We start from the raw sequence: 25582 nt of genomic DNA on the forward strand, positions 1-25582 counted from the left end.
AATGTCCTCGCTCGATCGCGACACCGTATTCGTGGCGCTCACGCGGCCTCAAATGTTCGCCGGTGTCACCTACAGTTACTTTGTGGCTAATTCGATTGTCGCTGCCGAGCTATTCCTGATCTTCAGGTCCTTCTGGGTCATCGCGCTGGCGCTCATCATCCATGCGGTTGGCGTGCTGCTGTGCCTGCGCGAACCCCGCTTCTTCGACCTTTGGTTGACCCGGATCGCGCGTTGCCCGCGCGTTGCCAATCACACGTTGTGGCGATGCAATTCCTACCGGCCCTGACGCGCGACCCCAAAGTGATCGCGAAGGAGAAGCCGGTCGGCCATCATCTGCCTTATGCGCGTCACATCGACGATCACACGATCGAAACCCGTGATGGCTTGATCATGCAGTTCCTGCATCTGCGTGGCCTCCACTTCGAAACTGCGGATAGCGAGGAGCTAAACTACCGAAAACAGCTGCGTGACGCGATGTTGCAGTCGATCGGTTCTTCCAATTTCGCGCTTTATCATCATGTGGTCCGGCGCCGGGTCGAGGCTAGCGCTGCCGGCAGTTTTCCCGATGCGTTCTCGGCGGATCTTGACGAGCGCTGGCATCAGCGCCTTGCTGGGCGCCAGCTTTATGTGAACGACCTCTATCTCACGCTGGTCCGGCGCCCGTTGCAGGGTCGCGTCGGCGCCTTGGACCGAATTCGCGGCTGGCTCGGATCACCGACTGGCAAAACGGCGGTTGCTGAAGCCTATGAACTTCGCCAGCTCACCAATGCGCGAGAAGCCTTGATGGCAGCACTCGGCACTTATGCCCCCAGGCTGCTCAGCGTGTATGAGACTGCCACTGGTCCCTGTTCCGAGCCGCTCGAGTTCCTTTCCAATCTCCTCAATGGCGAGATGCGCCCGATCGCGCTGCCGCTCGAGGACCTCGGCCATTATCTGCCGATGCGGCGCCTGAGCTTCGGGCAGGATCTGGTTGAACTTGGCCCGATGGGAAGCGAGCCTGCAACATTTGTCGGAATCGTCTCGATCAAGGATTATCCAGCCCAGACATCGGCAGGGATGTTCGATGAGCTGATGCGGCTGCCGTTCGAACTTACAATCAGCCAAAGCTTTGCCTTTGTCGAACGCCAGGCGTCCCTGTCGCGCATGAACCTGGCATTGCGGCGAATGAAGTCGGCCGAGGATGAGGCAGTGAGCCTGCGCGGCGAACTCGCGCGAGCAAAGGATGATGTGGCCGCCGGCCGCGCTGCCTTTGGCGAGCATCATTTGACTGTCGCCATTCGCGGCGAAAGCCCCGCAATTGTGGACGACGGGGTTGCCGAAGTGCTCGCGGCGCTTGCCGATCTTGGCATCATCGGTGTCCGGGAAGAGATTGCGCTCGAACCGGCCTATTGGGCTCAGTTCCCGGCCAATTTCCGCTATATCGCTCGCAAAGGGCTGGTCTCTACCAGCAATTTCTCAGGGCTTGCCAGCGGTCATAATTTTCCGCTCGGATCGGTCGATGGCAATCATTGGGGCAAGGCAGTAACGCTGCTCGAGACGACGGCAGCAGGCCCTTATTTCTTCAATTTCCATCAGGGCGATCTCGGCAATTTCACAGTGATTGGTCCGTCGGGATCCGGCAAGACGGTGGTGCTTAACTTCCTGCTTGCTCAAGCGAGGAAGTTTTCGCCGCGCATCATCTTCTTCGACAAGGATCGCGGCGCTGAGCTCTTCATCCGGGCAATTGGCGGCCAATATGACATTCTCCGTCCGGGAGAGCCTTCCGGCCTTAATCCGCTCCAGTTCGACGATACACCCGCCAATCGCGAATTCCTGATCGAGTGGCTGGCGCTGCTGGCCGGCGGGGCTGATGTGGAAGAACTTGCCCAGATCAAGGATGCGGTGGACGCGAATTTTGAGCAGCCGCTGCCTCATCGGCGGCTTCGGCATCTCGCAGCCTTGTTCCGAGGGGGGCATCGCCCGCATGCGGCCGACCTCTGGTCTCGTCTGAGGCCCTGGTGGGGAGAAGGCGAGCGCGCCTGGCTGTTCGACAATGAGCGCGATCTTACGGACCTTTCGGCAGCGACCGTCGGGTTCGACATGACCCAGATCCTCGACAATCCTGTACTCAGAAGCCCGGCGATGATGGTGCTCTTTCACCGCGTTGAGGAGCGCCTGGACGGTAGCCCGGCAATCATCGTGGTTGATGAAGGCTGGAAAGCACTCGACGACGACATTTTTGTCCGCCGGATCAAGGACTGGGAAAAGACCATCCGGAAACGCAACGGCATTGTCGGCTTTGCCACCCAGAGTGCGCAGGATGCGCTTGAGAGCAGGATTGCCAGCGCGATCATCGAACAGGCAGCGACGCAGATTTTCATGGCCAATCCCAAGGCGCGGGCAGAGGATTATATGGGCGGCTTTGGCCTATCGACGCATGAGTTCGATCTGGTCCGAACCCTGCCGGACAGCGCGCATTGCTTCCTCATCAAGCATGGCTCGCACAGCGTGGTCGCGCGCCTCAACCTTTCCGGAGAAAAGGATCTGCTGACCATCCTGTCGGGCCGTGAACGGACCGTGCGCATTCTGGATGAGCTCCGCTCGAGCGTTGGCGACGAGCCTTCGGCCTGGATGCCGCAACTGCTGGAGCGCGCATAATGGCTTGCCCGACCTTGAGCGCGCGCAGCGACTTTGTGGAGACCGTGCTACGCTTCGTCGATTGCGAGGCGCGGAGCATCGGCGCCGAGGGCTATGCAGCGCTCGCGGCACCCGGTTCGCCGGTAGCAACGCTGCTGTCGGTGGCGCTGACTATTTTCGTCGCGATCATCGGCTACCGGATGCTGCTTGGCTATGTACCGACCATCCGGGACGCGGTGCTGGCGGTGGTGAAGATCGGTATCGTGCTGGTGCTCGCGACCAGCTGGCCGGCCTATCAGGTGCTGGTCTATGACACGGCGGTGCTTGGCCCGGCCGAGCTCTTCGGGAGCATCGGTCGGGCTTCTGGATTGCCGGGTGCCGGCGGCGGCATGACCTTGCGGCTAGCGGCGGTGGATGACGCACTTGGCGCCATGACGTTGTTCGGCGCAGGCACGCCGCCGATCGGCGAGCCGCGCCAGGCGCTTGGGCCGTTTGGTGGCTTTGATGCCTTCGCCCTGGGCAGTGCCCGCATCCTGTTTCTGTTGGGTGTGGTCGGTGCCTTTGCCGCTGTTCGGCTGATCACCGGGCTGGCCCTGGCGATCGCGCCGCTGTTCGCGCTGTTCCTCCTGTTCGAGACGACGCGCGGCCTTTTCGAAGGCTGGGTCCGCGTGCTGCTGGGGGCGGTGTTGGGCACATTCGGAGTGACATTGATGCTCGGGATTGAACTTGCCCTGCTTGAGCCCTGGCTGACCGATCTGCTGGCGGCGCGTTCCTCGCGGATTGCAGTTCCCGATGCACCCGCCGAGCTCTTCGCGATCACGTTCATTTTCTGCCTTTCGCTGATCGCGGTCATTGGCGCAGCGATCCGCCTAACCAAGGGCTTTCAGCTGCCAAGAGGTTGGCCCTGGTTTGGGTCCCAAAGCCCAATCGCCGCAGTCCAGCCCGCAAGCGAGCGTCCATCCGGCATCGCTGACCGTTCGGATAGCGAGGAGCGATCGCGTGCGCTCATCATTGCCGATGCCATCGCCAGCAGCCAGCGCCGGGAGGGTGCGAGCGCGCCAGTCGTGGCGCTGGTCGGTGGCCGCATGGAGGCGTCACCGCCCGATCGCCAGGTCAGCGATCCGATGCTGCAACCTCTTGGCCAGTCGTTCCGGCGCCGAACGGTCGGCCGCGTGTCCGCAGGCGCTCTCAAGCGGGAGCAGCGCGGATGAGCGAGCCCGCCACCGATCGCACCGCCTACTACCGCGAAGCCGCTACCTGGTCGCAGGATCGGCAGGCGGCGCTTCGCCGCTCGCGACGGATCGCCTGGATCGTTGCTGCCACCCTTGCCGTGATCGCCCTGTTCGAAGCGCTGGCGATCATGCTGATGATGCCGCTGAAGACGGTCGAGCCCTATACCTTGCTGGTCGATCGCCAGACCGGTTTTGTCCAGGCGGTGAAGCCGCTTGAGCCGGCGCGGATCGACGGCGACACCGCGCTCACCCAGTCGTTCCTGGTGCAATATGTCGTCGCCCGCGAAAGCTTCGACATCAACGCGCTGCAGCCGACCTTCCGGAAAGTAGCCTTATGGTCAGCTGATAGCGCGCGTTCGCGCTACATTGCCGGTATGCAGGCGTCCAATCCAGACAGTCCGCTTCAGCTTTTTCCAAGGTCAACGATCGTTGAGACCATCGTCAAAAGCGTGACGCCAATGGGTCCCGAAACAGCAATGGTCCGCTTTGATCGGCGCAGGATCGATGTCGGCGGCGCAGCAATGCCGCTCGGGAGCTTTGTCGCGGTGATGCGCTTCCGGTTTTCGGGCGAGCCCATGCGTGCCGAGGACCGCTTTCTCAATCCGCTCGGCTTCCAGGTTACTCAATATCAGCGCAGTCCAGAGGTCCTCCCTCCGCCACCAGGGCCCGCGGAACGCAGCAGCCCGGCAACGCAAGCGCAACCAGTCCCCGTTAATCCCGGCCAGGCAATGACGCAGTGAAAGGCGCGCTTCTCCATATCCTGGCTGCCAGCTGCCTGCTGGCAAGCGCGGCAACCGCTCAACAATATGGCGGCAATAGCCGGTTCCAAACCATCGAATACCGGCCGCAACAGGTCGTGCAGCTGGACGCTGCGGTCGGCTATCAGCTCGGCATTGAATTTGCGCCGGATGAGAAAATCGAAAGCGTGGCGCTCGGTGACAGTGGTGCCTGGCAGGTGGTGACCAGCCAGCGCGGCAATCACCTGTTCCTGAAGCCCAGCCAGTCTGGCGTGGTCACCAACATGACGGTGATCACCGATACGCGTAGCTATTACTTCGACCTGGTGTCTTATCCAGGGCTGCTGCCGACCACCGCCTATACTGTGCAGTTTACCTATCCAAAGCCGGTAACCGGCCCCGGCATGATGGATGCTGCCTCGACCGGCAAGGCCGAGCATCGCTACCGCCTGCGTGGAGACAAGTCGCTTTGGCCCCAGGGGATCAGCGACGATGGCGCCAAGACCTATATCGAATGGCCTGCCGCTGCAGCGCTGCCTGCGGTCTATGCGGTCGAGGGCAAGCGCGAGCTGTTGGTCAACGGCATGATGCGCGATGGCGTGTTCGTGATCGATGCGGTTGCTTCAAGGCTCGTGTTCAGGATCGATCGTCGCATGGCGCGTGCTGACCGGCTTCGCGACGGGAAAAAGCGGTGAGCGATGAACAGCCCTCGGAGCTGCGCGATGTCCGGCCCAGCATTGGCCGCGATCGCCAGCCGGTCCCACTATGGATTGGTCTTGCGGGGATCAGCCTTGGCGGTCTGGCGCTGTTCGCTGTGCTTGAAAGCCAGCGCCGCGCACCTGCCGCGCCTGCGGTCCGGGCGGCATCAGCGGCAGCGTTCGAGCCTCCGCCTAGCCTGTATGTGCCGCCCGCGCCGGTCATCGAGCTTCGAGGGCCCGAGGCGATTCCCGTCCGGCCGCCCATGCCGACACCTTCGCCATCGCCCGCTCAGCCCTCGCCAGTCATTCAGCCGGCGCAGCCCTATCAGCCATATCCCCAGCCAGCACTGCCCGATCCGATCGCAGCGCCGCCCCAGCCTCAGCGCAATCCAGCCTCGCCCATATTGGTGATTGACCAGAGCGGCGGTCGTGTGAGCGAACCGCCTGTATCTAAAGGCGGAGAGGCCCAGGGAGGCGCTGCTGGTCCATCGCCACCCTCGCAGCGTCTGGATACAAGCCGGGCACGGGCCGGCGCATTTGCCAATCGCGCGACAACGATCGTGCAGGGCAGCCTTATTCCGGCGGTGCTTGAATCAGCGCTTGATTCAACGCGGCCCGGGTTTGCGCGCGCAATTGTCTCGCGCGATGTCTACAGCTTTGACGGGTCCCGCGTGCTGGTGCCCAAGGGCAGTCGGCTGATCGGCGAATATGAATCGACCGCTGTGCCGGGCCAGAACCGGGCATTGGTGATCTGGTCCCGGCTGATCCGTCCCGACGGGGCCACTATTGCGATTGGTTCCCCTGTTGCGGACACGCTCGGGCGAACCGGCGTGCGTGCGCGCGTCGACACCCATTTCTTCGAGCGGTTCGGCGGCGCGATCCTGCAGTCGATGCTGAATATCGGATCTAACCTCGCGGCACGCGCTGTGGATTCGCCCACCGTGATCGCATTGCCAGGCTCATTCAGCGGCGCGGTTCAGACCGTACAGCCCTCGCAGGTAACGCCAACCCTGACCGTAAGGCCGGGCACCAGCATCAGCGTGTTCGTCGCCCGGGATCTTGATTTTACTGGCGTGGAGCAGGACCGGTGAGTGCAGTCCAGGCGCTCGATCCGGTTTATCTCAACGCCAGCCTGGCGCCGCTGCTCCCGATCCTCGCCCGGGACGATGTCACCGACATCTATATCAATCGCCCGGGCGAGCTTTGGGCCGAAAGCCTGGGCGGCTCGATCGAGCATCACAAAACGCCTGGCCTCACCTCGACGGTGCTGCTGCGACTGGCCAGGCAGGTGGCCGCGCTGTCGCATCAGGGGATTAGCCGCGAACATCCGCTCCTGTCGGCGATCCTGCCAGGCGGGGAGCGCGTGCAGATTGTGGTGCCCCCCGCAACCCGCGGCGACATCGCCATCGCCATTCGCAAGCATGTGGTGCAAGAGCTGTCGCTTGACGACTATACCGCTAGCGGCGCCTTTGCGGGCCTTATCGGTGGAGCGAGGCCGGATGCAGCCAACGCCAAGCTCCATGAACTGCTCGGCAAGGGTGACATTGGAGGCTTGTTGAAGGCTTCGGTGCTGGGACGCCGGAACATCCTCATCTCAGGGGGCACCTCCACAGGCAAGACTACTTTCCTGAACGCACTGCTCCGCGAGGTGCCGCGGCACGAGCGGCTATTGTTCATCGAGGACACACCCGAGCTTCAGATCCGCCATGCCAATGCGGTCGGACTGCTGGCGGCGCGCAGTGAATTGGGTGAGGCGAAGGTCACTGCCAATGACCTCGTGGCGGCAAGCCTCAGGATGCGTCCCGACCGGATCATTCTGGGCGAGCTGCGTGGCGACGAGGCATTTGCGTTTCTGCGCGCGGTCAACACCGGTCATCCCGGATCGATGACCACGGTCCATGCTGATAGCACTGAGCGGGCGATCGAACAGATTGCGCTGCTGGTTCTCCAGGCTGGGACGCGGCTGAACCGTGATGACATTGTCCATTATGTTCGGTCGACCATCGATGTGTTTGTGCAGCTTGGTCGGCACGAGGGCACGAGGCGGGTTGAAGAAGTACGTCTCAGATGATGCCCAGGCTTTTCTTACAACGCGAGCTGCATGGCGGGTTTTGCAATGACCAGAGATGACCCGCTGACACCCATGGTTGGGCGCTCGGTCCTTCCGGCCGGTGCACAGTGGATCGAGGCAACCATGCTCGGAACTGTCGCAACGGTCATCGCGATCATTGCGATTGCCTCTCTCGGGTTGGCGATGCTCAGCGGGCGGATCGATTTGCGCCGCGCAGGGTGGACACTGCTGGGATGCTTTATCGTTTTCGGTGCTTCCGCGATCTCTTTTGGTGTGCTTAGCACTTCGAATCGCTTGTTTCTGCTCAAGACACCGGCCAAGCGCGAGACCTCTCACTCCATTTCGACAGTTCCTGGTAAGAGGTCGAACAATGATCCCTATGCAGGCGCTTCGATGCCTCTACAGAACTAGTAAAAAATCATCTCGAGCGCCTCTAACCGATTAAAACTTTACACCGAAAGTCTGAAGGCATTCGGAAATGAGATAATCACCATATTTTCACCCTATTTATGAGATCACTAGCATGTTAACTTATCTGTTATTCCAATACTATTAAGTTTCCTCATATCAAGATCCCAAACGGACCAGTGTTCTTGAGGGTTTTTCAGCACTTGAGCAAGGTCATTATTTTTTTCTTCTATACTGAATCCAGAAACAGCAAATTTACTGCGTTTTGAAATCACATTCAAAAACTTTACGATTTGAATATCGTAAATCGCATACCAAATATTTATATCATTCGTACCTAAAGAGCAGCAGAACGGTGTATCAATCTTTTTTTCAATCAGGCTAATTAAACTTTTTTCCCAACTTTTATTATAGTCTGAAGGAGACCAGATACTGGTATCGATAATTATTGTTTCACTGTATTGTCCAATAAATATAGTTCCTAAGATACTGTTTTTTGACAATGTACAGTCATCACTCAGTTTTCCTCCAGAAGATATTCCAAATCGATAATTCATTTATCAATCCTTACCGTAAGATCACTATTCCAAGTGCCCGTTCTTACAAGATTACCACCGCGCATTTCGAACATTTTCCAAGCTCCACCTTTATGTTCAGTGACATCTCTTGAAATATAACTACGCCCTTTTTTAAAAACATCCTGCCCCATCTGTCTCGGAACGCTCTTGTCTAAGGTGTAACCTAGAGCCCCAGCAGCTTTGATTAGTTTCTTGCACGCATTATGCACCCATACTTTGTCGTTTCCGACAAAAAAAGTGTGCCAGTCTGCAACTTCCAATGTGTACGTCTGTTCAACCTTACCCGTATCGATAACTTCCGCGAGCACCATATCGTCTCCGTCAGCTGTATCGATACGATCACCTGGGCGAAGGTCCTTCGTCTCGACCCAACCTTTTCCTTCCACCTTCCACGGATGATCATCGGTAGCATGGAACAATTCGCGCTCGCCATTTGGGTCATCCAGCATAACCGCGAACACCGGCTTTGGATCTGGTCGGATAAGTCCCGTGATGGGCTTGGCGCCCAATTCGTTAGTCGCTTCATTCTTCGAAAGGACTAGGTCTCCCTCCTTGAGCGTTTCGATCGCTGCGAACCCGTCCGGCGTAGCCACCATTGTGCCAGCCACGAAGCATCCACAACCGAACCGTTTCAGCAATCGTGCTACATCGATGGCGGTGTTAACGCCCTTCCCGACCGGAGTTATGTCAGCAACGGCCAGCGCCCATCCGGCCGCCGAGCAACCAGAATTGATGCAATTGTAAAGGTCATAACCTGGGATAAAAGTCTTACCGATGTCCCAGACCCCTCGGACATAGTTGTCGTAGAAAGCCCCGCGCCAGCGTGCGGCGTCCTCGTCTGACATTCGACGACGTCCCCAAACGACAATATCATCAGGACAAGGCCCGCCCGGTGTTGGAGCCAACTTTCCATTGGCGTCCCGCTTTTCTTGATTTTGGCTACACAACCCGCTGGGATCGACCATATTCATTGGGTCATTGCCGACATAGGCATAAGCGTTCAGCCCGTCTCCATAGCCGATCGGATCTGTCTGCATGAACCGGCCCAGCATGGGCGAATACATTCGCGCCTTGTAATAATAAAGGCCAGCTTCGGGCAGCCACACCTGACCTGTGTAGCGAAAGCGTCCGCCTGCATCCGAGCCGGGGGTGCCATATTCATCGTAAGTATTTGTGAGGATGCGGTTGCCGTCCGCATCGGTCACGGCGACGATCGAGCCCCTTTCGTCTGCGGCATATGCACGGGAAGCAGACGGCCAGGGCGCGCCGATCGAATACCACGCGACAGGCTCATCAACAGCAACACCATGGATGTAGCGAGCCAAGTGGGACCCGCCGGTGTCATATTCACCGATCAGATCGCCCCCATCATAAAGAAAACGTGTTGTTCCGCTGTTTGCAGCCACTTCATAGAGGCGGCCCAGCACGTCGTATCGGAGGGTGGTGTTGCGACCGCCGCCAGTGACGCTGATCAGTCGGTTCTCGACGTCATAGCCGTACGTGGTCACGCCGTCCGAGCTTAGGTTGCCGTTCGAGTCATGACTGTAGGGATTACCATTGACGGTCGTATATTGGTTCAAGCCATTGCGCACATAGTTGAGCGTCCCGCTCGTTGGCACCCAGGCGTAGCTTGCATTGTCCCGCGACCGAGTGACGATCTCCCCGGCCGCATTATAGCCAAGGCTCGCAGTCAAATCTCCGACAGTGCCCGCCATATCGTGGTTCAAGGACTGCATTCGACCGAATGAATCATAGCTTGCGGTCGTGGCGATTGCGCCTCCACGGGATATTTCGCCGGACCAACGGCCTGCGGCATTATAACTATACGACTTCAGCAGTGGACCGCCATTTTCCCGGATCAATGCAATCCTGCCGACCCCGTCATACTCATAGGTGAAGTATGAGCCATCCGGATAATTGATGCGCGTGCGATTGCCGGCCAAGTCATAATAATAACCGAGATTGCGGGTGACGCCGTCCATCACCTGTGACTCTGAGATCAGGCGGCCTAGTGCATCATAGCCATTGATTATGCCTTCACCATAGTGCGAGTCGAAACGGGCATGGGTCTGGCGATTGAGAAGATCATATCCGAAGAACTTGTCACGCGTAGCCGTTGGCGCAAGTCCTGACCCATCGGGTATTGTCAACTGCACAAGGCGTCCAAGGTCGTCATATGTGTAGCCCAGGCTACGCCCGTCGCGCTTGCGGAAGCTCGTAAGATCGCCGTTCGCCAGATAGACATTCTCTTCATAGTCGGTCGTGGAGCTTGCGTTTGCACCCAGCGTAGCCACCGGGTAGTAGGTGCGCTTTAGGCGACCTTGGCCATCATAGGTGTAGCTCGTGCGATTGTTGTTGCCGTCGCGCACATGCTCGATCTCTCCGAATATGGTATATGCTGTGTGCTCAGTGATCGACGATGAAGTCCCAAATCCCGATGTCTTCGTCAGCACGGCATCGATCGGGTTGTAGGTCAGCTTGGTGATGCGATCAGGTCCATTTGAACCTTGGGCGCCTAGGTCACAGGCCGATGCCGGTAACGACGAAAATGCGGCGGGGTTCATTCGAACGGCCATACATTCCGGCTGACCGCTGTTGGTGTAGCTCAGCTGCATCAACGAACTCGTACCGGCACCAGTTGCCGCGCGCACGCGGGCGGGGCGGCCTTGGGCATCATAGTCGGTATAGCTCTGCTCGACTGAAACAAAGCCGTTCATTGCCGCATCGTCCTGAGCCGTCGCGGATCCCGTCTCGTTCGATACCACGCGTCCATCACTGTCATAGGCGATGCGCGTCGCCTGGCGGGGCAGGGGGCCCGCATCGTCTGGGTCTGGTCCGATTTCACCGATTGGTCGCCGATTGGCATCGTAATAGCGCCGGGTCGTATCGGCCGTGCCGGGCAAGGGGCCGTCAATGGTCTTGACGTCGCCGCTAGGATAATAAGTCAATCCGGTGGTCGCCAGCAACGTATTGTCGCCCGATCCGGTGGTGATGGAGACAGGCAGTAGACCATCATCCGGCCCGTAAACGGTGGTAGTTTTTACCTGTGACGCTTGACCCTCACAAGCTGCCGCCGCCGTGCAGCTACTGAACACAGTTTGTCGCCATACGGGCGAACCCGAGACGATCGCCCCGCTGCCGTTACGATAGTTAGCTGCGATAGATTGGTAGGAGAAACGGGTGGTCGGGCGTGGGCTACCGGCCTGCGGCGCCGGCGCCTCGACCGTCAGCAACCCACCATTAGACGGATCATAGCTATAATCGGTTTGTTTGCCACGAGCATCGATCGTCGATGAAGGCTTGTTGCATGTCCTGAGGTTCGTACACGTGGACGGAAATACAGCGCTGATCCCGATTGCAGGTGTGGTCGTATCGGACGAAGTCCGGGTTTCAGAGGTGCGGTTGCCCCGTCCGTCATAAGTATAATCTACACGACGCCACTCAGAGCTGCCGTGTCTGCCATAGATAGCATAGGTCAGTCTCTTAAAGCTGTCATAGTAATAGTTTATGCTATTGCTGAGCTCATCGCGAAAATAGGAAGGCTCACCCCAAGTTCCACTCCCCGAGAAATTGTAAACTCGCTGTATGGTCGAGCCAGGTCGCGTGACCAGCGCAACCGGAACACCATATTGGCCCGCAGGATATTCATAAGCCCAGGTGCCTTTGCCATCATTGACTGCGGAAACTGCAACCTGCCCCGGTGCCAGCACGTTGTAGGCGGAGAAGTTGAACGTTTTTTGCACACCGGACGGCATCACGATCTTCGTCGGATGAATTTCGGTCCCTTCGAATGAGACCGACTTCCCGGAAGTGTCAACAAGCGTTTTCGTGCTGCGGTTATAGGTAAGCGATGGCCATACACCGGGGATTGAACAACTCGCTGCAGCAGGATCGCAGGTCACGTCCGCCATGTCGAACAGGGTAACGTTCGCCCGGTAGAATTTCGTGGAATCCTCTGGAGTGGGCTGCCAGTCGATCCGCATTTGATAGCCGAGATTGGTGGCCACCGATCGTAGTAAATAGGTGTGGGTGGTAACCGATCCTGCCGTCGTCGGAGCATAGCGGTAATGGTAGGTCACCACTTCCCCTGCCGGATAGGTGATCGACAGCAGCTGGGCTGTTGGCGATGCTGGATTGCCTCCGGGCAATGCCTTTGAGAACGTAGCGATCGTTCCGTCCGGTCCAGTGTGCGTGAAGATTTGCGAGCCGGCGTCATAGGTCAGAGTCGAGCCGTTGCCCTGATCGGATGTGAAGGTGCCCGATCCTAGTGCGCCACTGAGCGAAAAGGCGTGCGAAACGCCCTTTACGACCACCATGTAGCGATAGGGCTGCTGCGTGGTCGGCTCCTCGATAAAGCCGCTGGCATTGTCCCGCGTGATCCCGCCGATTTGCCAAACATAATCCAGTCCACCAGGCCCGGCAGGACCGATGGAAATCCTGCCCAGTTCGAGGGTCAGCGAACCGGTACGCAGATCCACGCCATGCTCATCAACCGTCTGGAAAATCGGTGGGGCCGTTTGCGTCTGGGCGACTGCCGCCGTCGGCAACACGACGACGCAGGAACCAATTACATAGGCAGCGACTTGCAAGGCCATCGGCCTCAAAGGGTTTGGCGCTCGATGTTGCTTAGGGTAGGTTGACATCAGCGCGCCTAGGGCATGGCGTGAGGCGCTGAGGCTCAGCAATTTACGTGATACCATGGTTCGTCCCCCTCCAACCTTAGCCTTGCGGCCCAGTAATTGTTCCATTGTTGTTGATAGTGACGGTCTGGCCATTCTTTCGCACTGCATAGCCGGCCGCTCCGCCCGCAGCGCCGTTCTGGCCTGCAAAGCCGGCAGCTCCATAATTGCCGCCATTGCCCCCGGTGGGACCGGTATTAGTTCCACCAGTGCCACCACCCGATACGGTCCCCGGATTACCTGGCGAGCCATTTGATCCGCCATTGGTTCCAAGTGCAGGAATTCCGCCTGCACCGTTGGGGGCGCCTCCGCCGCCGCCGCACCCGCCGACCATTCCCCCACCATAAGGTGTATAGAATTGATGGTTTTTGGCCCCTCCGCCTCCGCCTCCGCCCCCCTGAAGTATGGCGCCCGATTGGACCTCTATGGACATGGGAACCTGAGCACTCAGCGCAGCGCCGCCGGCACCTCCCATTGATGGCGTGAGGCTCCCGCCGCCGCCTCCGCCGCCGCCACCACGAACGATTGAGCCTGTCAGCAAGACTACGACGAGCGTTACACCCGCAGGCCAGGAACCGGTGTCGATGGCGGTCCCGCCCGCCGCCGCCGCGCCGCCGGCCGCTCCTTGGATCACCGTCCCTGAGGGAACCTCAAACCGGTAGCTGGCATTCGAGGCGCCGGCATAGCCCGCGGCGTTAGCAATCGCCCGCAAGTTCTTGGGCGCAGAGCCGGTCAGCTGAATTGTCGTTGCGCTAGGACTTGGCGTCGGAGCGGGTCCATTTGCCGTTACTTGTGTGCGATTACTGCTTGCATCGAAAGCCGTACTGACACTGGATCCGTCTATGCGATTGACCGAGATCAAACGTCCGTGCACGTCATATTGATACTGGTCTTGGGCGGCCGCGCGCTTAACGCCAGTAAGCGCTATCAGCGCCGAGCCAGTCATGAACAGGCGGCGATTTTGCATGCTCCCCCTCCATTACTTATTTCTATCTGTCTTCAAACGCGACAGAGCCGATCATAAAGTGTAATTGATCATAATCAAATATTCCTGTCTAGATCAAAAAACATAATTATTTAGATCAATTGAAAATTAAAAATATAAAATAATAGTAATGCATATTTATGCATCGCAGCCGCAGTCTATGATATAACTATTCACAGACGCTACAAATTGATGTATTAGATAGAACAATATTTATAAATTATAAAAAATAGTTTCCTTTTTTACTATTTTGATAATATTAAATTATATCATGCCGAATAAATACTACTAAAGTGCATTTTGAAAATTTCGGAATATCCCAAATAGATTTATTATAATATTTCCAGCAACCGGAGCTAAAAAAAGGGTTGCCTATCACTATCGTGCGGTTAAGCTAAATTTGTGCCACGAGGGTGGTGCCGAGGCGTGAGAACCTCGCTTGAGAGACGACACTAGCATTCGTTCGGCCGGGTGGCCGATGCGCATGTCCAAGCCGCGTGCGGCTAAAGGCGTTGGCGCATGTCTCAAGCATGTTCTCAACACCCGGCTTGTCTTCCGAGCACAGACAATCGTCGGTCGGAATAGTATGCTTGGAAGTCACGACACTGCAAGAACATGGATCGTTTCCGACACTCGGTTCGGTTTGCGAACAAGTTCGTGACGTCAAATTTCAATTCTTTGAATTCGCGCTGCAGTAGCGACGATGAATGCACCACTCCCAGCGATCGGATTATTCCATCTGTCCTACACATAGAAGACATATACAACCGCAACGCGCCCCAGTTACGTCGATTCTTCAAACGAAGAGCGGGACACGACGATGCGGATGACCTAGTCAACGATAGCTTTGTGCGGTTCGTATCAGCAGAAGCTACGGGTAATAGAGGTGTTGACTGCCCTGAGGCCTACCTCAACCGAATCGCCTTAAATTTGCTGCGCGATCGCGCACGATCAGCGCTCAACCGATCGCTCGCACGCCATATCCCGGTTGACGATGTCGCCCTCCCCGATTGCGATCCGGTGGCGAGGTTCGAAGCGCGTGACAAACTCAATCGACTTCAACAGGCGTTGTTGCGCTTAAAGCCGAAGACGCGGGCCATTTTCCTCGCTCATCGGATTGACGGATTAAGCTATAAAGAGATTGCTGAACGGCATGGATTGAGCGTCAAAGGCGTCGAATGGCATATGACCAAGGCAATCGACCATCTCGACCGGGCGCTGAAGGACTGATGCCTTCGAAAGACAGGATTGACGGCACAGCACATCCTGTGCGCGAACAGGCCATTGCCTGGCTTGCTCGATTGCGTGCGGGGCCAAGCGCGGGCGACATGGACCGGTTCGAGCAATGGTATGCCTCCGACCCGGAGCATGCGGACGCTTATGATGCTGTCCTCGACAGTTGGGAGGACACCGCCCTGCTTGCGGATAACTCGGCGCATCGCCCAGCGTCGGTCCTCCAGCGCCGATCCTGGGTAAGAGCTGCGCAGGTGGCTGCAGCCGCGCTGCTGCTCCTGGTTCTCGGCAATTTTGTCTATGGCAACCTCATACCAGCCAATTCGGCTGCCGGGTCTGTGATCGCCAGCAAGATCGGCGAAATTCGCAGCATGACGCTCGCAGACGGGTCGCGGCTCACGCTCGATACCGATAGCGAGGTGGAAGTCCGCTTCGATTCAGGTGAGCGGCGATTGAACTTGATCCGGGGGCGCGCACGGTTCGCTGTTGCGCATGACCGAGAGCGACCTTTTGTCGTCCATGCGGGTCATCGCGAGGTCATCGCGCATGGCACATTATTCGACGTTGACCTGGGGAATAGCACTATTCTCGTCACCTTGCTTCAAGGCTCTGTCGAGGTTCGCCAGTCAGCAGCAGTCAGTTCTGCCACGAGGGGGCGCCTCCTAAAACCGGGCCAGCAACTCGCGACTTCGGCCGAGGCGCCAGACAAACTTGTCGAGGCTCGGGCAATCGATGAAAACTGGCCTTCGGGCATGCTTTCCTTCGAGGGCGCCCCGCTGGCAGACGTTCTTACCGCTGCCAACCGCTATGGCCGCCATGCGATCATCCTGCGCGATCCTGCGCTAGGAAGGCTGCGCTTTACCGGGACCTTCAAATCAGGCGACCAGGATGCGCTGGCCCGACTAATCGGACGCATGTTCAAGCTCGATGCCTCACAGGACGCCAACCGCAACTACATCCTCGCCTCGGCAAAATAAATTCCCAGGGTAAAGCAGCCGACCACCGTCGAACCCCCAGCCACGCCGCGTTGGTGTGCCTAATCCGGGGGACCCCTGTCGATGCCCATTCTTGCCAAATCCGCATTGCCGCTTGCCATGTCCATGCTTGTGCTGGCGCATACCTCACCCGCTGCGGCACAGGCGCAGCGCCAGACCTATGATCTGCCAGCCCAGCCACTCGCCCGGTCGCTGCGCATCGTCGCAACCCAGACCGGCCGGAGCATTGCCGCGCCCGCCGAGCGCCTCAGCGGCAAGACGGCACCGGCGGTTCGCGGTGCATTCACGCTCGATGAAGTAGTTGAACGCCTGCTGGCCGGATCTGGCCTCAGGGCAAGACCCGCCGGCGATGGGCTGGTTATCGAACAGGATAGCAGCGCAGAAACCTCAGACGAACGCCGGGTTGATGAGGACATTCTGGTCACGGGTACGCGGATCCGGGGTTCAGGACCCGTCGGTTCGACCGTCACGGTGATTGATCGCAAGGCGATCGAGCGCAGCGGCTATGCGACCGTCCAGGATATTGCCCAGACCATTCCCCAGAATTTCGGGGGCTCGCCAGGCGAGACCGCCGGCGTCAGCTCCTTCCAGTCCGAATCAGGGCTCAACACGGCGGCTGGCTCGAGCATCAACCTGCGCGGCCTGGGGACCGGCTCGACACTCGTTCTTCTGAATGGCGACCGGCCGCCTTTGGGCGGCTTTTCCGGCATTTTCAGCGATGTCTCGATGATCCCTGCTTCGGCGATCGAGCGGATCGAGATCGTCGCTGATGGGGCTTCGGCAATTTACGGCTCGGATGCGGTCGCAGGCGTCGTTAACATCATCCCGCGCAGTAATTTTTCAGGTGCCGAAAGCCGGCTTCGGGTGGCGACCGCCGATGGCGATGCCGAGGATGTGGTGGCGAGCCAGCTGATTGGCACACGCTGGCGAACCGGCCATGCGATGATCGCTTATGAATTTTATCGCCGGACCCGGCTGGGGGCGTCAGCCCGCGCCTATGCGACCGACGATCTTCGCGCTTATGGCGGCACGGACAACCGGAACCGCTTTGCCAGTCCCGGGACGATCATCGCGGCAAATGGCCAGATTTTTGCCATTCCGGCCGGCCAGGATGGTCGCAATCTCCAGGCCGGTGACCTCATTCCCAACCGCTTCAACCCCGGCAACGACTGGGATCAGGCCGACCTGCTTCCCGACCAGCGGCGCCACTCGGTTTATGGTGCGGCAAGGCAGGAGTTCATGCCGGGCTTCGACCTTTATGCGCGCGGCCTTTATTCGTCGCGAAACTTTGAAAAGCGCGAGCGCCCGATCAGCAATGCGACCCGCACCGTCCCAGTCACCAATCCCTTTTATGTGGATCCGATCGGTACGCGCCAGCCGGTCCGCGTCCAGTACAGCTTTGTCGATGATCTCGGCCCCGAGACAACGAGCGGCCGTGTCGAGGCCTATGGCCTCAGCCTTGGCGCAGCGGCCGAACTTGGCCGCTGGTCGATTGACCTCCACGGAACCTGGGGGCGGCAGGACGAAGAGCGCCGGATCGACAATCGAATCAACACGGCCCGGCTTGCTGCGGCCCTGGCGGATCCCGATCCGGCCACGGCTTACAACCTGTTCGGCAGCGGCGGCACCAACACTCCGGCGGCTATTGCCCGCATCCGGGGAGCGACCAGCGCTGGCAATGGCGGGAGCGTCTGGTCGGCAGCGCTTCGCGCCGATGGGCCGCTCGTCGCCTTGCCGGCTGGCGATCTGCGGCTCGCGGTCGGCACTGAATATCGCGAGGAGCGCTACCGCGCGCGACCGACGATCAGCGATGTCTCGACGCTCGCCCCGGTGACGCTCGCGCCCATCGATCTTCCCGACCCCCGCAATGTCCGCGCTGCTTATGGCGAACTCAGCATCCCGGTCTTTGGCGAGGGCCTGGATTTGCCGGGGCTCCACCGGCTCGATCTTTCTGCGGCCCTTCGGGCCGAACGCTATAGCGACTTTGGCGCTACCACCAATCCGAAGCTCGGCATCGCCTGGGAACCCATTCGCGGCGCGACCTTGCGCGGTACCTGGGGCAAATCCTTCCGAGCGCCCAATTTCAACAATCTGCGCCAGGACCCTGCCAATTCGCTGTTCTTCGCTTTCACGCTGCCTAATCCCGCTTCGGTAACCGGCACCACCAATGTGCTCGTCATTCGGGGTAATGATCCCGAGCTTCGTGCCGAGCGCGCGACCAGCTGGACGCTTGGGCTCGATCTTCGGCCCGCTGTCCTTCCCGGCCTGACCGCCAGCCTCACTTACTACAATATCGATTATCGCGACCGGATCGATTCCCCGGCCGCCAATTTGCTGGCCTTTCTGGTCAACCGGCCAACCTATGAAGGCATTATCGATGCCAATCCTTCGCTGGCGACCATCCAGGGCTTTTTTGCAGCGCCCGTTTTCCAGAACCCCTTCAATCTCGCGCCGGACGACATTGAACTGCTCATCGATGCGCGGCTCCAGAATCTGTCGGTCGTCCGGCAGAGCGGGCTCGATCTTGACCTGGGCTACCGCTTCGATGCGCTGGGTGGGACGGCCGATCTCGGCCTGACCGGCGCCTATATTTTCACCATCCGCCAGGGTCTCACCGCCACGGCACCGGCGGTCGATGTCGTCGACCGGCTCGGCAACCCGGTCGATCTCAGGCTGCGCGCCCGAGCCGCCTGGTCCGACCAACATTGGACGGTCTCTGCCTTTGCCAATTACATCGACAGCTACACCAATCTGACCAGTGCCACACCCCAGCAGGTCGCCAGCTGGACGACGGTTGATCTCCAGATTGCTTATGGCTTCGGCGATGCCGGACCGGGCAGGGGATGGAGCCTGTCGCTTGGTGCCACCAACCTCTTCGACCGCGATCCGCCCCGCGCTGCCTATTTTCTCGGGCCTTTTTCAGCGGGGTTCGATCCCGATAATGCCAGCCCGCTCGGCAGGGTCGTTGCGCTGACGGTGAGCAAGTCATGGTGAGGCGCATCCTCGCGGCCCTTGGTGCGGTCCTTTTCTGCCAGCCCATCCCCGCATGGGCTGGCTGCCGCGAAGCGCTCCTCGCGCCGGTTATCCTGGCCCCGCGCCCGGTGGAACCGGGCGATCTGGCGCGGCTGCGAGATTTTGGCGGCCCGGAAAATTTCGTGGGCGGTACGGCGCCGTTCAGCCTGTCGCCCGACGGCACTAAGGTCGCGCTTGTCCTTCGCCGCGGCGATCCTGACACCGACCGCTTCTGCATCGGCCTCGTCATTGTTCCGCTCCGGCCAGGCGAGACGCCCCGCCTGGTCGATCTGGGCGGCGAGCCCATCCTGGCGCGCGGCGATGTGCGGGGCATTCCGGACCTTCCTGTCGGGAGTATCGAGGGGGTGACGCCAGCCTGGTCGCCCGATGGGGAATGGCTTGTCTATCTGAGGCGCGACAAGGGCCTCACCCAAGTCTGGCGCGCACGGGCCGATGGGGGTGGGGCGTGGCCCGTCCTCCAAGGCGAGGAGGAGGTCCGCGCCGTGCGCTGGGCGCCGGATGGCAAGACGCTCCTTGTGACCACCCGGCCAATGGCGGGGGCCCAGGCGGCGATCGATGCGGAAGGGCGGCGCGGCTTTCTTTATGATCGTCGCTTCTGGACCTTGTCGGAAGCAAGGCCGCGCCCGCCGCTTCCCATTGCCTTTGTCGAACGCCGGATCGATCCCGAAACCGGCCAGGCGGCCGGTCCCATCCCGGCCGAGGCGACCAAGGCGCCTCCGCTCCCGCCAGGGGCTCGCCTCTATACGGCCAATGCAAAGGGCGCACGCGCTTGGCTCGAGCCGGTTGATCCAAGCCAGGGGATGGGTTCATCCCGACTGATCGTCGAAGTGGGTCCTCGCCGCTTGGTTTGTGAGACCCCGGCCTGCCAGGCGACCGGTGCCCTGTGGTGGCAGGGGCCCCGCGACCTTCTCCTCATGGCAAGCGGCACGCCTGAAAATGGCGGGGTCACCCGCTTCCTGCGCTGGCGGATCGGGCGAGATGCTGCCCCCAAAACGCTCTTTGCGACTGTCGACGCCTGGTTCGGGTGCCAGCCGCTCGCCGGCGAGCTGGTGTGCGCCCATGAAACAGCCGATCGGCCAAGGGTCATCGCCCGGCTCGATCCATATCGTGGCCGCTCAAACGTGGTCTTCGATCCCAATCCCGAATTTGCCTCGGTCGCCATGGGCAAGGTCCAAAGGCTGCGCTGGACTGCCAGTGACGGCGTTGCTGGCTATGGCGATCTCGTGCTCCCGCCAACCCACCGGCCGGGCGAAAAGCACCCGCTGGTCGTCGTCCAATATCAAAGCCGGGGCTTTTTGCGGGGCGGCACGGGCGATGAATATCCCGTCCATGCGCTTGCCGCTCGGGGCTTTGCCGTGTTCAGTTTCAACCGCGTGGCACCCGCCGCTACCGGTTCCGGCGCTGCCGATATCGACAGCTTCATCCGCATTGGCATGACCGGCTTTGCCGAGCGGCGGCGCATGCTTCGTGCGATCGAAACCGGGATCGACCAGGCGATCGCGCTTGGCGTTGTCGATCCTGACCGGATCGGCATTTCCGGGCTCAGCGATGGTGCAGCCAGCGTCCAGTTCGCGCTCATTCATTCGTCCCGCTTCCGCGCGGCAGCAATGAGCTCCTGCTGCGATGATCCGAGCAGCGTCCATTTCGCTGCCGGACCCGGTTATGCCGAGGCCGTTGAGCGCTGGGGCTATCCCGGCCCCAATGCCCCCGGTGCGGCATTCTGGAACGACTATTCGCTTGCTGCCAATGCCGAGCGGATCAAGGTCCCGATCCTGTTCCAGCTGCCCGATGACGAATATCGATTGGGGCTCGAAACCTATTTGACGCTCAATTGGCACAAGGCGCCGGTTGAGATGCATGTCTTTCCCGATGCCTTTCATCAGAAATGGCGCCCGGCGCAGCGGCTCGCCGTCTATGAGCGAGGGATCGACTGGTTCGACTATTGGCTGAACGGCCGAGCCGATCCCGATCCCCTCAAGGCCGGGCAATATCGACGCTGGGACGGGCTGCGGGACCGGCAGCCAGTGGCGGACCAGCCCAGCTCCTGACCCAGGCCTCGACATCCATGAGCGCCAGGAGCCGCATCACCATTTGGGCCGATGGCACGGGCTGGGCCAGCGCCTGTTCGACCTGGTTCGGATCGAGGAGATGCTGATCGGCAAGCCAGCCCTGGATCAGCGCCTCCCGGATCAGTGCTCGGTTCTGGTCATAGAGCCTTGCGCAAAAGCCATCGAACGCCCCCTTTGAACGCCGCTCGATCACTGCTCGGGGCAGGCGGCTGGCATAGCCCTGGCGGATGGGCGCGCGGTTGCGCCCGCCCTCGCTCCATTGCCAGCTTGGTACGGCAAGGCAGTGTTCGATGATCGGCTGGGAGAGCAGGGGAAAGAGAACCGGAGCAAACCCTGCTCGGCCATGGCCTTCGAGATGATTGGGCAGGGTAGCGATGGCATGGACATGGGCTGCCTTGCCCGGCATGCGGCAGGCCGCTCGATCCGGGGCAGCCGGCATCGCAGCCATTGCCATTGCCTCAGCGCTTAGGAACGCGCCGTCGATCCGATGGCCGGGTGCTTGGCCCGGCGTCCTTAGCCGCCCCCAGAACTGCGCCAGGGCTTCCCACAGTGTGGCATCGCTCATCCGGGCAATGTCGGACAAGCTCCGGATCACGGCAGGGCCTGGCCCTTCGATCCGTAACCGGTCAATCGCCGGCAGGACCGAGCGGCCATAGCCGAACAGATCATCGCCGCCCCCGCCGCTCGCAAAACAATCAGCGCCAAGCTGCGGGCCATATTCAAGGCTCAGCCAGTCGCTCGCCTGGGTAAAGGCACGGGCATTGGGGCGCGGCAAAGGCGCGGCAGCGGAGTGGAGCAGATCGACTTGGCTGATCTGGGGGTGGGTGACCTCCAGATCGATCCCGAACCCTTCAGCAATCGCTTCGGCATAGCCAAGCTCGGTGGGATCGCCCTCGCCTGCGGCAAAGGTAATGAGCCTGGGTTCCGCTGCCCATGGAATGAGCGCTGCGGCAACCACTGCTGAATCCAGCCCACCCGAAATCTCAATGAGCGGGCGGCGATAAAGTTGGCTCCATGCCCCTGCGCAGCGATCGATTGTCTCGACCAGCGCTTCAGGAGGGACCTTGCGGCCAGTCATCGGAGCATGATCCCAGGCTTGCCAGCAGCGCCGATAGCGCGCGGCCGCGCCGCTGAGCATCGCCTCGGTGCCGGGCAACACTTCTTCGACCCCGATCAAGCCAGTGCGCGGCGGCCGCCAATCCCGGCAAGCAAGGGCAGCCACGATCATTGGCCAATCCAGGGCGGGCTGAAACAGCCCTGCATGCTGAAGCAGGCGTGGCGCATTGGTCACTGCCCAGGCCTTGCCCCGTCGAACCAGATAGCAGGCAGCGAGCGGCGACGCATCGCGCAGAACCGACCAGCCCGAGGGGGTATGCCGGATCACGACATAGCTGCCCCAGTAGCGCTTGATCAGGGCATCGCTTTCAGGCGGGGATGATCGAAGCGCATCGGCCGCATTTTGGCCCTGGCTATCGAACACCTGGCCGATGAGCACGCCTTGTCCATCATCGAACCGTCGATGCGCTAGGGCTCCGCCGCCAAAGAACCGAAGACCGGGCATGGACGCCTGTTCATCGAGCCCTGTGCGCGCTAGCGCTTCGCCTGCGCGATCCAGCTGCCCGGGCGCGCCGGGCAGCGCCAGCAAGGCACACCAATCTGTCATGCCGAAAGATGCAGGATCGGCGCATAGCGGCCGATCGTATCGGGCGCATCGCCGAGCAGCGCATCGCGGGTCTGGACCCAGCAATGCGCACCAAAGGGCAAAGCGGTCACGCCAAAGACGAGCTCGACCCCGCCAAGCCGGGGCGCGAGCCAGTCCAGCAAGGCAAGCGAATCCAGCAGACAAACCCGGCGGACCGGGGCAAGATGGCGAACCGACCAGAAGCGGCCCGCCCGCGCAAGAATGGCAACTGGATCGGCATCCCGGCCCATCGCCAGCAAGGCGCGGCGGCGGGCGAGATTATCGGCAAAAGGCCGGGTCTTGAGCATGCGCTCGGCCCGCCGCACCGTCCGCGCTGCCGCCAGGGCCGTGCCTAGCCCCGACGCGACGCTCGGCAAGCAACCGGTCTCGAGCTGCAAGGGGATTGTGACTGGTACCGGCTCGGGCAGGATCGCTGCATCGTGATCAAGTCCCAGCAACCGGCAAAGACTGTCCCGGCAGTCGGCATCAAGCGGCCGAGCGGGGTCGTTGAGCCAGGCAATGAAGGGGGCGTTCAGAGGAGGCGGCAGCATCGCATAGCGATCGGCCGCCACATTGAGGAACACCGCTCGCCCGGCAGACAAGGCAACGGTGCCATGCTCGGAAAGGCGCCAATAATGGGCCATGACGGGGCAAGCAGCGGCCGGTACCATGATCGGCACCGGCCTCTGCCTCAATCCTCGGACAGCCCGGCCTGCGGGATCGACCGGACCAGGTCGGGCATCATGCCCTCGCTGCCCAAGGTCACCGCGCTTGCCATGCCGAGATCGATCAATCGGGCTTTTGCCGCCATGTCGGTTCTCCTTCGTTCTGGTCAGGGGCATCTGCGACACCGGCGCCGTTGCCGACGCCGGTGCGCGTGCGGCTCAGTCGTCCGAAAGGCCCGAGGCTTCGACGAAGCGGATCAGGTCCGGCAGGTTGCCAGTGCCGCCAAGGGTTTCGATGCTCGCCGCACCGAGGTCGATCATTGCATGGGTCATGATGCCTTGCTCCTGGTTCAATCGCTGCGGGAATGCAGCACGCCCAAGGCTAGGCGCGCGGCTTAGCGATCCGAATTGAATATGAATTGGATTCGACGATTATCCGAGATTGGCGTCCGGCATCCGGTAGAGCTGGCGCAAAATCGCGGCGGCACTGCCGATCCGCCGCCGGTGATAGCGCAGCAGCTCCGAGCGAAGCGGGGCGGTATTTTCAGCAAGAAGGAGACCGTCCAGCCGGTCGAGCTCAGCCGCAGGTTCCGGCAGTACGGCCTGTTCTGCAACGCGAACGGCCTGGAGCCGGTCATTGAGCCCGGCCATGGCGCGGGCATGCTCGAGATTGGGCGAGCGCCGCGCAATCGCTGCAAACAATGCAGCAGGCCGCATCCATGGGTGCTGGGCGATCTCAACGCTCTTCGCCTCGGGAAATGCACCGGTGCCTGCGCGCAAGGCGATCGTCAGGATATCCGCGTTCCAGGCATAAAGATCCTTGAGCGCGGGCTCGTCAATCAGCGGCAAATGAAACCCCTCGCCTGTGCCGGTTTGGACAAGCCCCTCACCGACCAGGATATTGAGGGCCGCCCGAACCGGGGTCACGCTGCTGTGCAACCGATCGGCGAGTTGCGCCGGATCGAGCCTTGCGCCCGGCTTGACCCGTCCTTCGAGCAGATGGGCCTTGATCGCATCATAGACGCGCTCGGCGGTCGGACCGGCGGCGTTCATCCCGCCTGGCCCGCGCGATAGGCATCGACCATCGCGGTCTGCTCCGGCAGCAGCGCATCGATCGCGCCCAGCCGTTGATCGCCTTTTCCATCGAGCAGGATCGAGGGGCATTGCCCTTCGAAATTGCCGAGATTGGGCCGGTGCTGGCGATAGCCGACAAGCGCAGCCAGCTCGCGCGGAAAATGCCGCGCAACCGCTGGTGGATAGGCCAGCCAGGGATTTTCATGGGGCTTGAGCCAGCCCAGCGAATAGCCAATCACGATGCCCCGGCGCACACTCTGGCTGCGATTGGCGCCAGCACCATGCAGCGTCGAGCCGAGGAACAATAGCGCATCGCCCGGCTCCATCTCGGCAGCAACGCTCGCCTCGGAGGGCTCGGGTGCGAGCGCATGCCGGCCATGGCTGCGCGGCCAGACACAGGTTGCGCCATTCTCTTTTGTGAACGGCGTCAGCGGCCAGATCACATTGACGAGATATTCGGCTTCGCCGGCAGGGACCCGCCACATCTCCTGGTCCCGGTGCGGCATCTGGGCGGGCGCACCTGGATGAATGGCAATTGCCTGCGCGACATTGAGCTGGATACAGTCGCACCAGGGGAGCAGCAGCTGCTCGACCGCCGCGAGGATCAGCGGATGGCTGACCAGCGCGGCAACCCCTTGCGAGCGGGTGAGCAGCCTTCCGAACCTTTTGGTCGTATCGCCGTAGAAACTGCCCTCGCAAAAGGGCGTGTCCCGAAAATCGGGTTCGAGCTCCCGATCGATCCCGGCGATCAGGCTGGGCGCAAGCGCACCGCGCAGGATGGCATAGCCAGTCTCGCCAAGCGCGCTTGCCAGCGCTGTGGCGTCCATC

19 protein-coding genes are annotated in these 25582 nt (G+C 60.7%); 12 read left to right on the forward strand and 7 right to left on the reverse strand.

Annotation, left to right across the window (positions count from 1 at the left end; genetic code table 11):
- The first annotated feature begins 1 nt into the window (after window position 1).
- The 8 genes from NYR55_RS09435 to NYR55_RS09470 all read left to right on the forward strand — a co-directional run bounded on the left by NYR55_RS09435 (window position 2) and on the right by NYR55_RS09470 (window position 7765).
- A complete protein-coding gene (locus tag NYR55_RS09435) occupies window positions 2-286 on the forward strand; it encodes a type IV secretion system protein VirB3 (RefSeq protein ID WP_260021002.1) in 285 nt (94 codons plus the stop codon).
- Window positions 265-2637, forward strand: a complete 2373-nt coding sequence (locus NYR55_RS09440) for a VirB4 family type IV secretion/conjugal transfer ATPase (RefSeq protein ID WP_260021003.1) — start codon at window positions 265-267, stop codon at window positions 2635-2637. Before NYR55_RS09435 ends, NYR55_RS09440 begins: the two co-directional genes overlap by 22 nt.
- Before the next feature lie 14 nt (window positions 2638-2651).
- Window positions 2652-3827 carry a type IV secretion system protein gene (locus NYR55_RS09445; RefSeq protein WP_260021005.1) on the forward strand — a complete coding sequence of 392 codons (1176 nt, stop codon included), beginning with the start codon at window positions 2652-2654 and terminating at the stop codon, window positions 3825-3827.
- Window positions 3824-4588: a VirB8/TrbF family protein gene (locus NYR55_RS09450; protein ID WP_260021007.1), complete on the forward strand. Its 765-nt coding sequence runs from the start codon at window positions 3824-3826 to the stop codon at window positions 4586-4588. The genes NYR55_RS09445 and NYR55_RS09450 overlap by 4 nt, the downstream gene beginning before the upstream one ends.
- Window positions 4585-5280, forward strand: coding sequence for a TrbG/VirB9 family P-type conjugative transfer protein (locus NYR55_RS09455; RefSeq protein WP_260021008.1), 696 nt, complete (start codon window positions 4585-4587; stop codon window positions 5278-5280). Before NYR55_RS09450 ends, NYR55_RS09455 begins: the two co-directional genes overlap by 4 nt.
- A 410-nt stretch (window positions 5281-5690) precedes the next feature.
- Entirely contained in the window at window positions 5691-6374 is a 684-nt protein-coding gene (locus NYR55_RS09460) for a TrbI/VirB10 family protein (RefSeq protein ID WP_260021620.1), read from the forward strand.
- Complete coding sequence (gene virB11, locus NYR55_RS09465) at window positions 6371-7354, forward strand: P-type DNA transfer ATPase VirB11 (RefSeq protein WP_260021009.1); 984 nt, start codon at window positions 6371-6373, stop codon at window positions 7352-7354. The genes NYR55_RS09460 and virB11 overlap by 4 nt, the downstream gene beginning before the upstream one ends.
- A gap of 45 nt (window positions 7355-7399) precedes the next feature.
- A complete protein-coding gene (locus NYR55_RS09470; protein WP_260021010.1) occupies window positions 7400-7765 on the forward strand; it encodes a TrbC/VirB2 family protein in 366 nt (121 codons plus the stop codon).
- Window positions 7766-7872: 107 nt separating this feature from the next.
- On the opposite strand, the gene NYR55_RS09475 is transcribed toward NYR55_RS09470, so the two are convergent.
- Both NYR55_RS09475 and NYR55_RS14925 read right to left on the reverse strand, forming a co-directional pair.
- Window positions 7873-8319 carry a hypothetical protein gene (locus NYR55_RS09475; protein ID WP_260021011.1) on the reverse strand — a complete coding sequence of 149 codons (447 nt, stop codon included), beginning with the start codon at window positions 8317-8319 and terminating at the stop codon, window positions 7873-7875.
- The gene (locus NYR55_RS14925; RefSeq protein WP_279338684.1) at window positions 8316-13364 is read right to left on the reverse strand and encodes a polymorphic toxin-type HINT domain-containing protein; all 5049 of its coding nucleotides are present in this window, start codon (window positions 13362-13364) and stop codon (window positions 8316-8318) included. The genes NYR55_RS09475 and NYR55_RS14925 overlap by 4 nt, the downstream gene beginning before the upstream one ends.
- A gap of 1255 nt (window positions 13365-14619) precedes the next feature.
- On the opposite strand from NYR55_RS14925, the gene NYR55_RS09490 reads away from it, so the two are divergent.
- The 4 genes from NYR55_RS09490 (at window position 14620) to NYR55_RS09505 (ending at window position 21313) form a co-directional block, all read left to right on the forward strand.
- Window positions 14620-15234 (forward strand): sigma-70 family RNA polymerase sigma factor, encoded by a 615-nt coding sequence (locus tag NYR55_RS09490; protein ID WP_260021012.1) that lies wholly within the window; start codon window positions 14620-14622, stop codon window positions 15232-15234.
- 38 nt (window positions 15235-15272) lie between these two features.
- Window positions 15273-16214: a FecR domain-containing protein gene (locus tag NYR55_RS09495; protein WP_260021013.1), complete on the forward strand. Its 942-nt coding sequence runs from the start codon at window positions 15273-15275 to the stop codon at window positions 16212-16214.
- A 129-nt stretch (window positions 16215-16343) separates the two neighbouring features.
- Complete coding sequence (locus NYR55_RS09500) at window positions 16344-19226, forward strand: TonB-dependent receptor (protein WP_260021014.1); 2883 nt, start codon at window positions 16344-16346, stop codon at window positions 19224-19226.
- A 107-nt stretch (window positions 19227-19333) separates the two neighbouring features.
- Entirely contained in the window at window positions 19334-21313 is a 1980-nt protein-coding gene (locus NYR55_RS09505; protein ID WP_260021015.1) for an Atxe2 family lasso peptide isopeptidase, read from the forward strand.
- Here the strand turns inward: NYR55_RS09505 and NYR55_RS09510 are convergent.
- The 5 genes from NYR55_RS09510 to NYR55_RS09530 form a co-directional block, all read right to left on the reverse strand.
- On the reverse strand, window positions 21240-22829 hold the full coding sequence (locus NYR55_RS09510; protein ID WP_260021016.1) for an asparagine synthase C-terminal domain-containing protein: 1590 nt from the start codon (window positions 22827-22829) through the stop codon (window positions 21240-21242). The two genes, NYR55_RS09505 and NYR55_RS09510, sit on opposite strands and share 74 nt — an antisense overlap.
- Before the next feature lie 164 nt (window positions 22830-22993).
- Window positions 22994-23686, reverse strand: a complete 693-nt coding sequence (locus NYR55_RS09515; protein WP_260021017.1) for a lasso peptide biosynthesis B2 protein — start codon at window positions 23684-23686, stop codon at window positions 22994-22996.
- Between the two features lie 213 nt (window positions 23687-23899).
- Window positions 23900-24013: a benenodin family lasso peptide gene (locus tag NYR55_RS09520; protein ID WP_260021018.1), complete on the reverse strand. Its 114-nt coding sequence runs from the start codon at window positions 24011-24013 to the stop codon at window positions 23900-23902.
- Window positions 24014-24112: 99 nt separating this feature from the next.
- Window positions 24113-24733 carry a GntR family transcriptional regulator gene (locus tag NYR55_RS09525; RefSeq protein ID WP_260021019.1) on the reverse strand — a complete coding sequence of 207 codons (621 nt, stop codon included), beginning with the start codon at window positions 24731-24733 and terminating at the stop codon, window positions 24113-24115.
- The gene (locus tag NYR55_RS09530) at window positions 24730-25581 is read right to left on the reverse strand and encodes a phytanoyl-CoA dioxygenase family protein (protein ID WP_260021622.1); all 852 of its coding nucleotides are present in this window, start codon (window positions 25579-25581) and stop codon (window positions 24730-24732) included. The genes NYR55_RS09525 and NYR55_RS09530 overlap by 4 nt, the downstream gene beginning before the upstream one ends.
- Window position 25582 lies beyond the last annotated feature (1 nt).

Source organism: Sphingomonas sp. BGYR3, assembly GCF_025153455.1.
In the GTDB taxonomy this organism is placed as follows: domain Bacteria; phylum Pseudomonadota; class Alphaproteobacteria; order Sphingomonadales; family Sphingomonadaceae; genus Sphingomonas.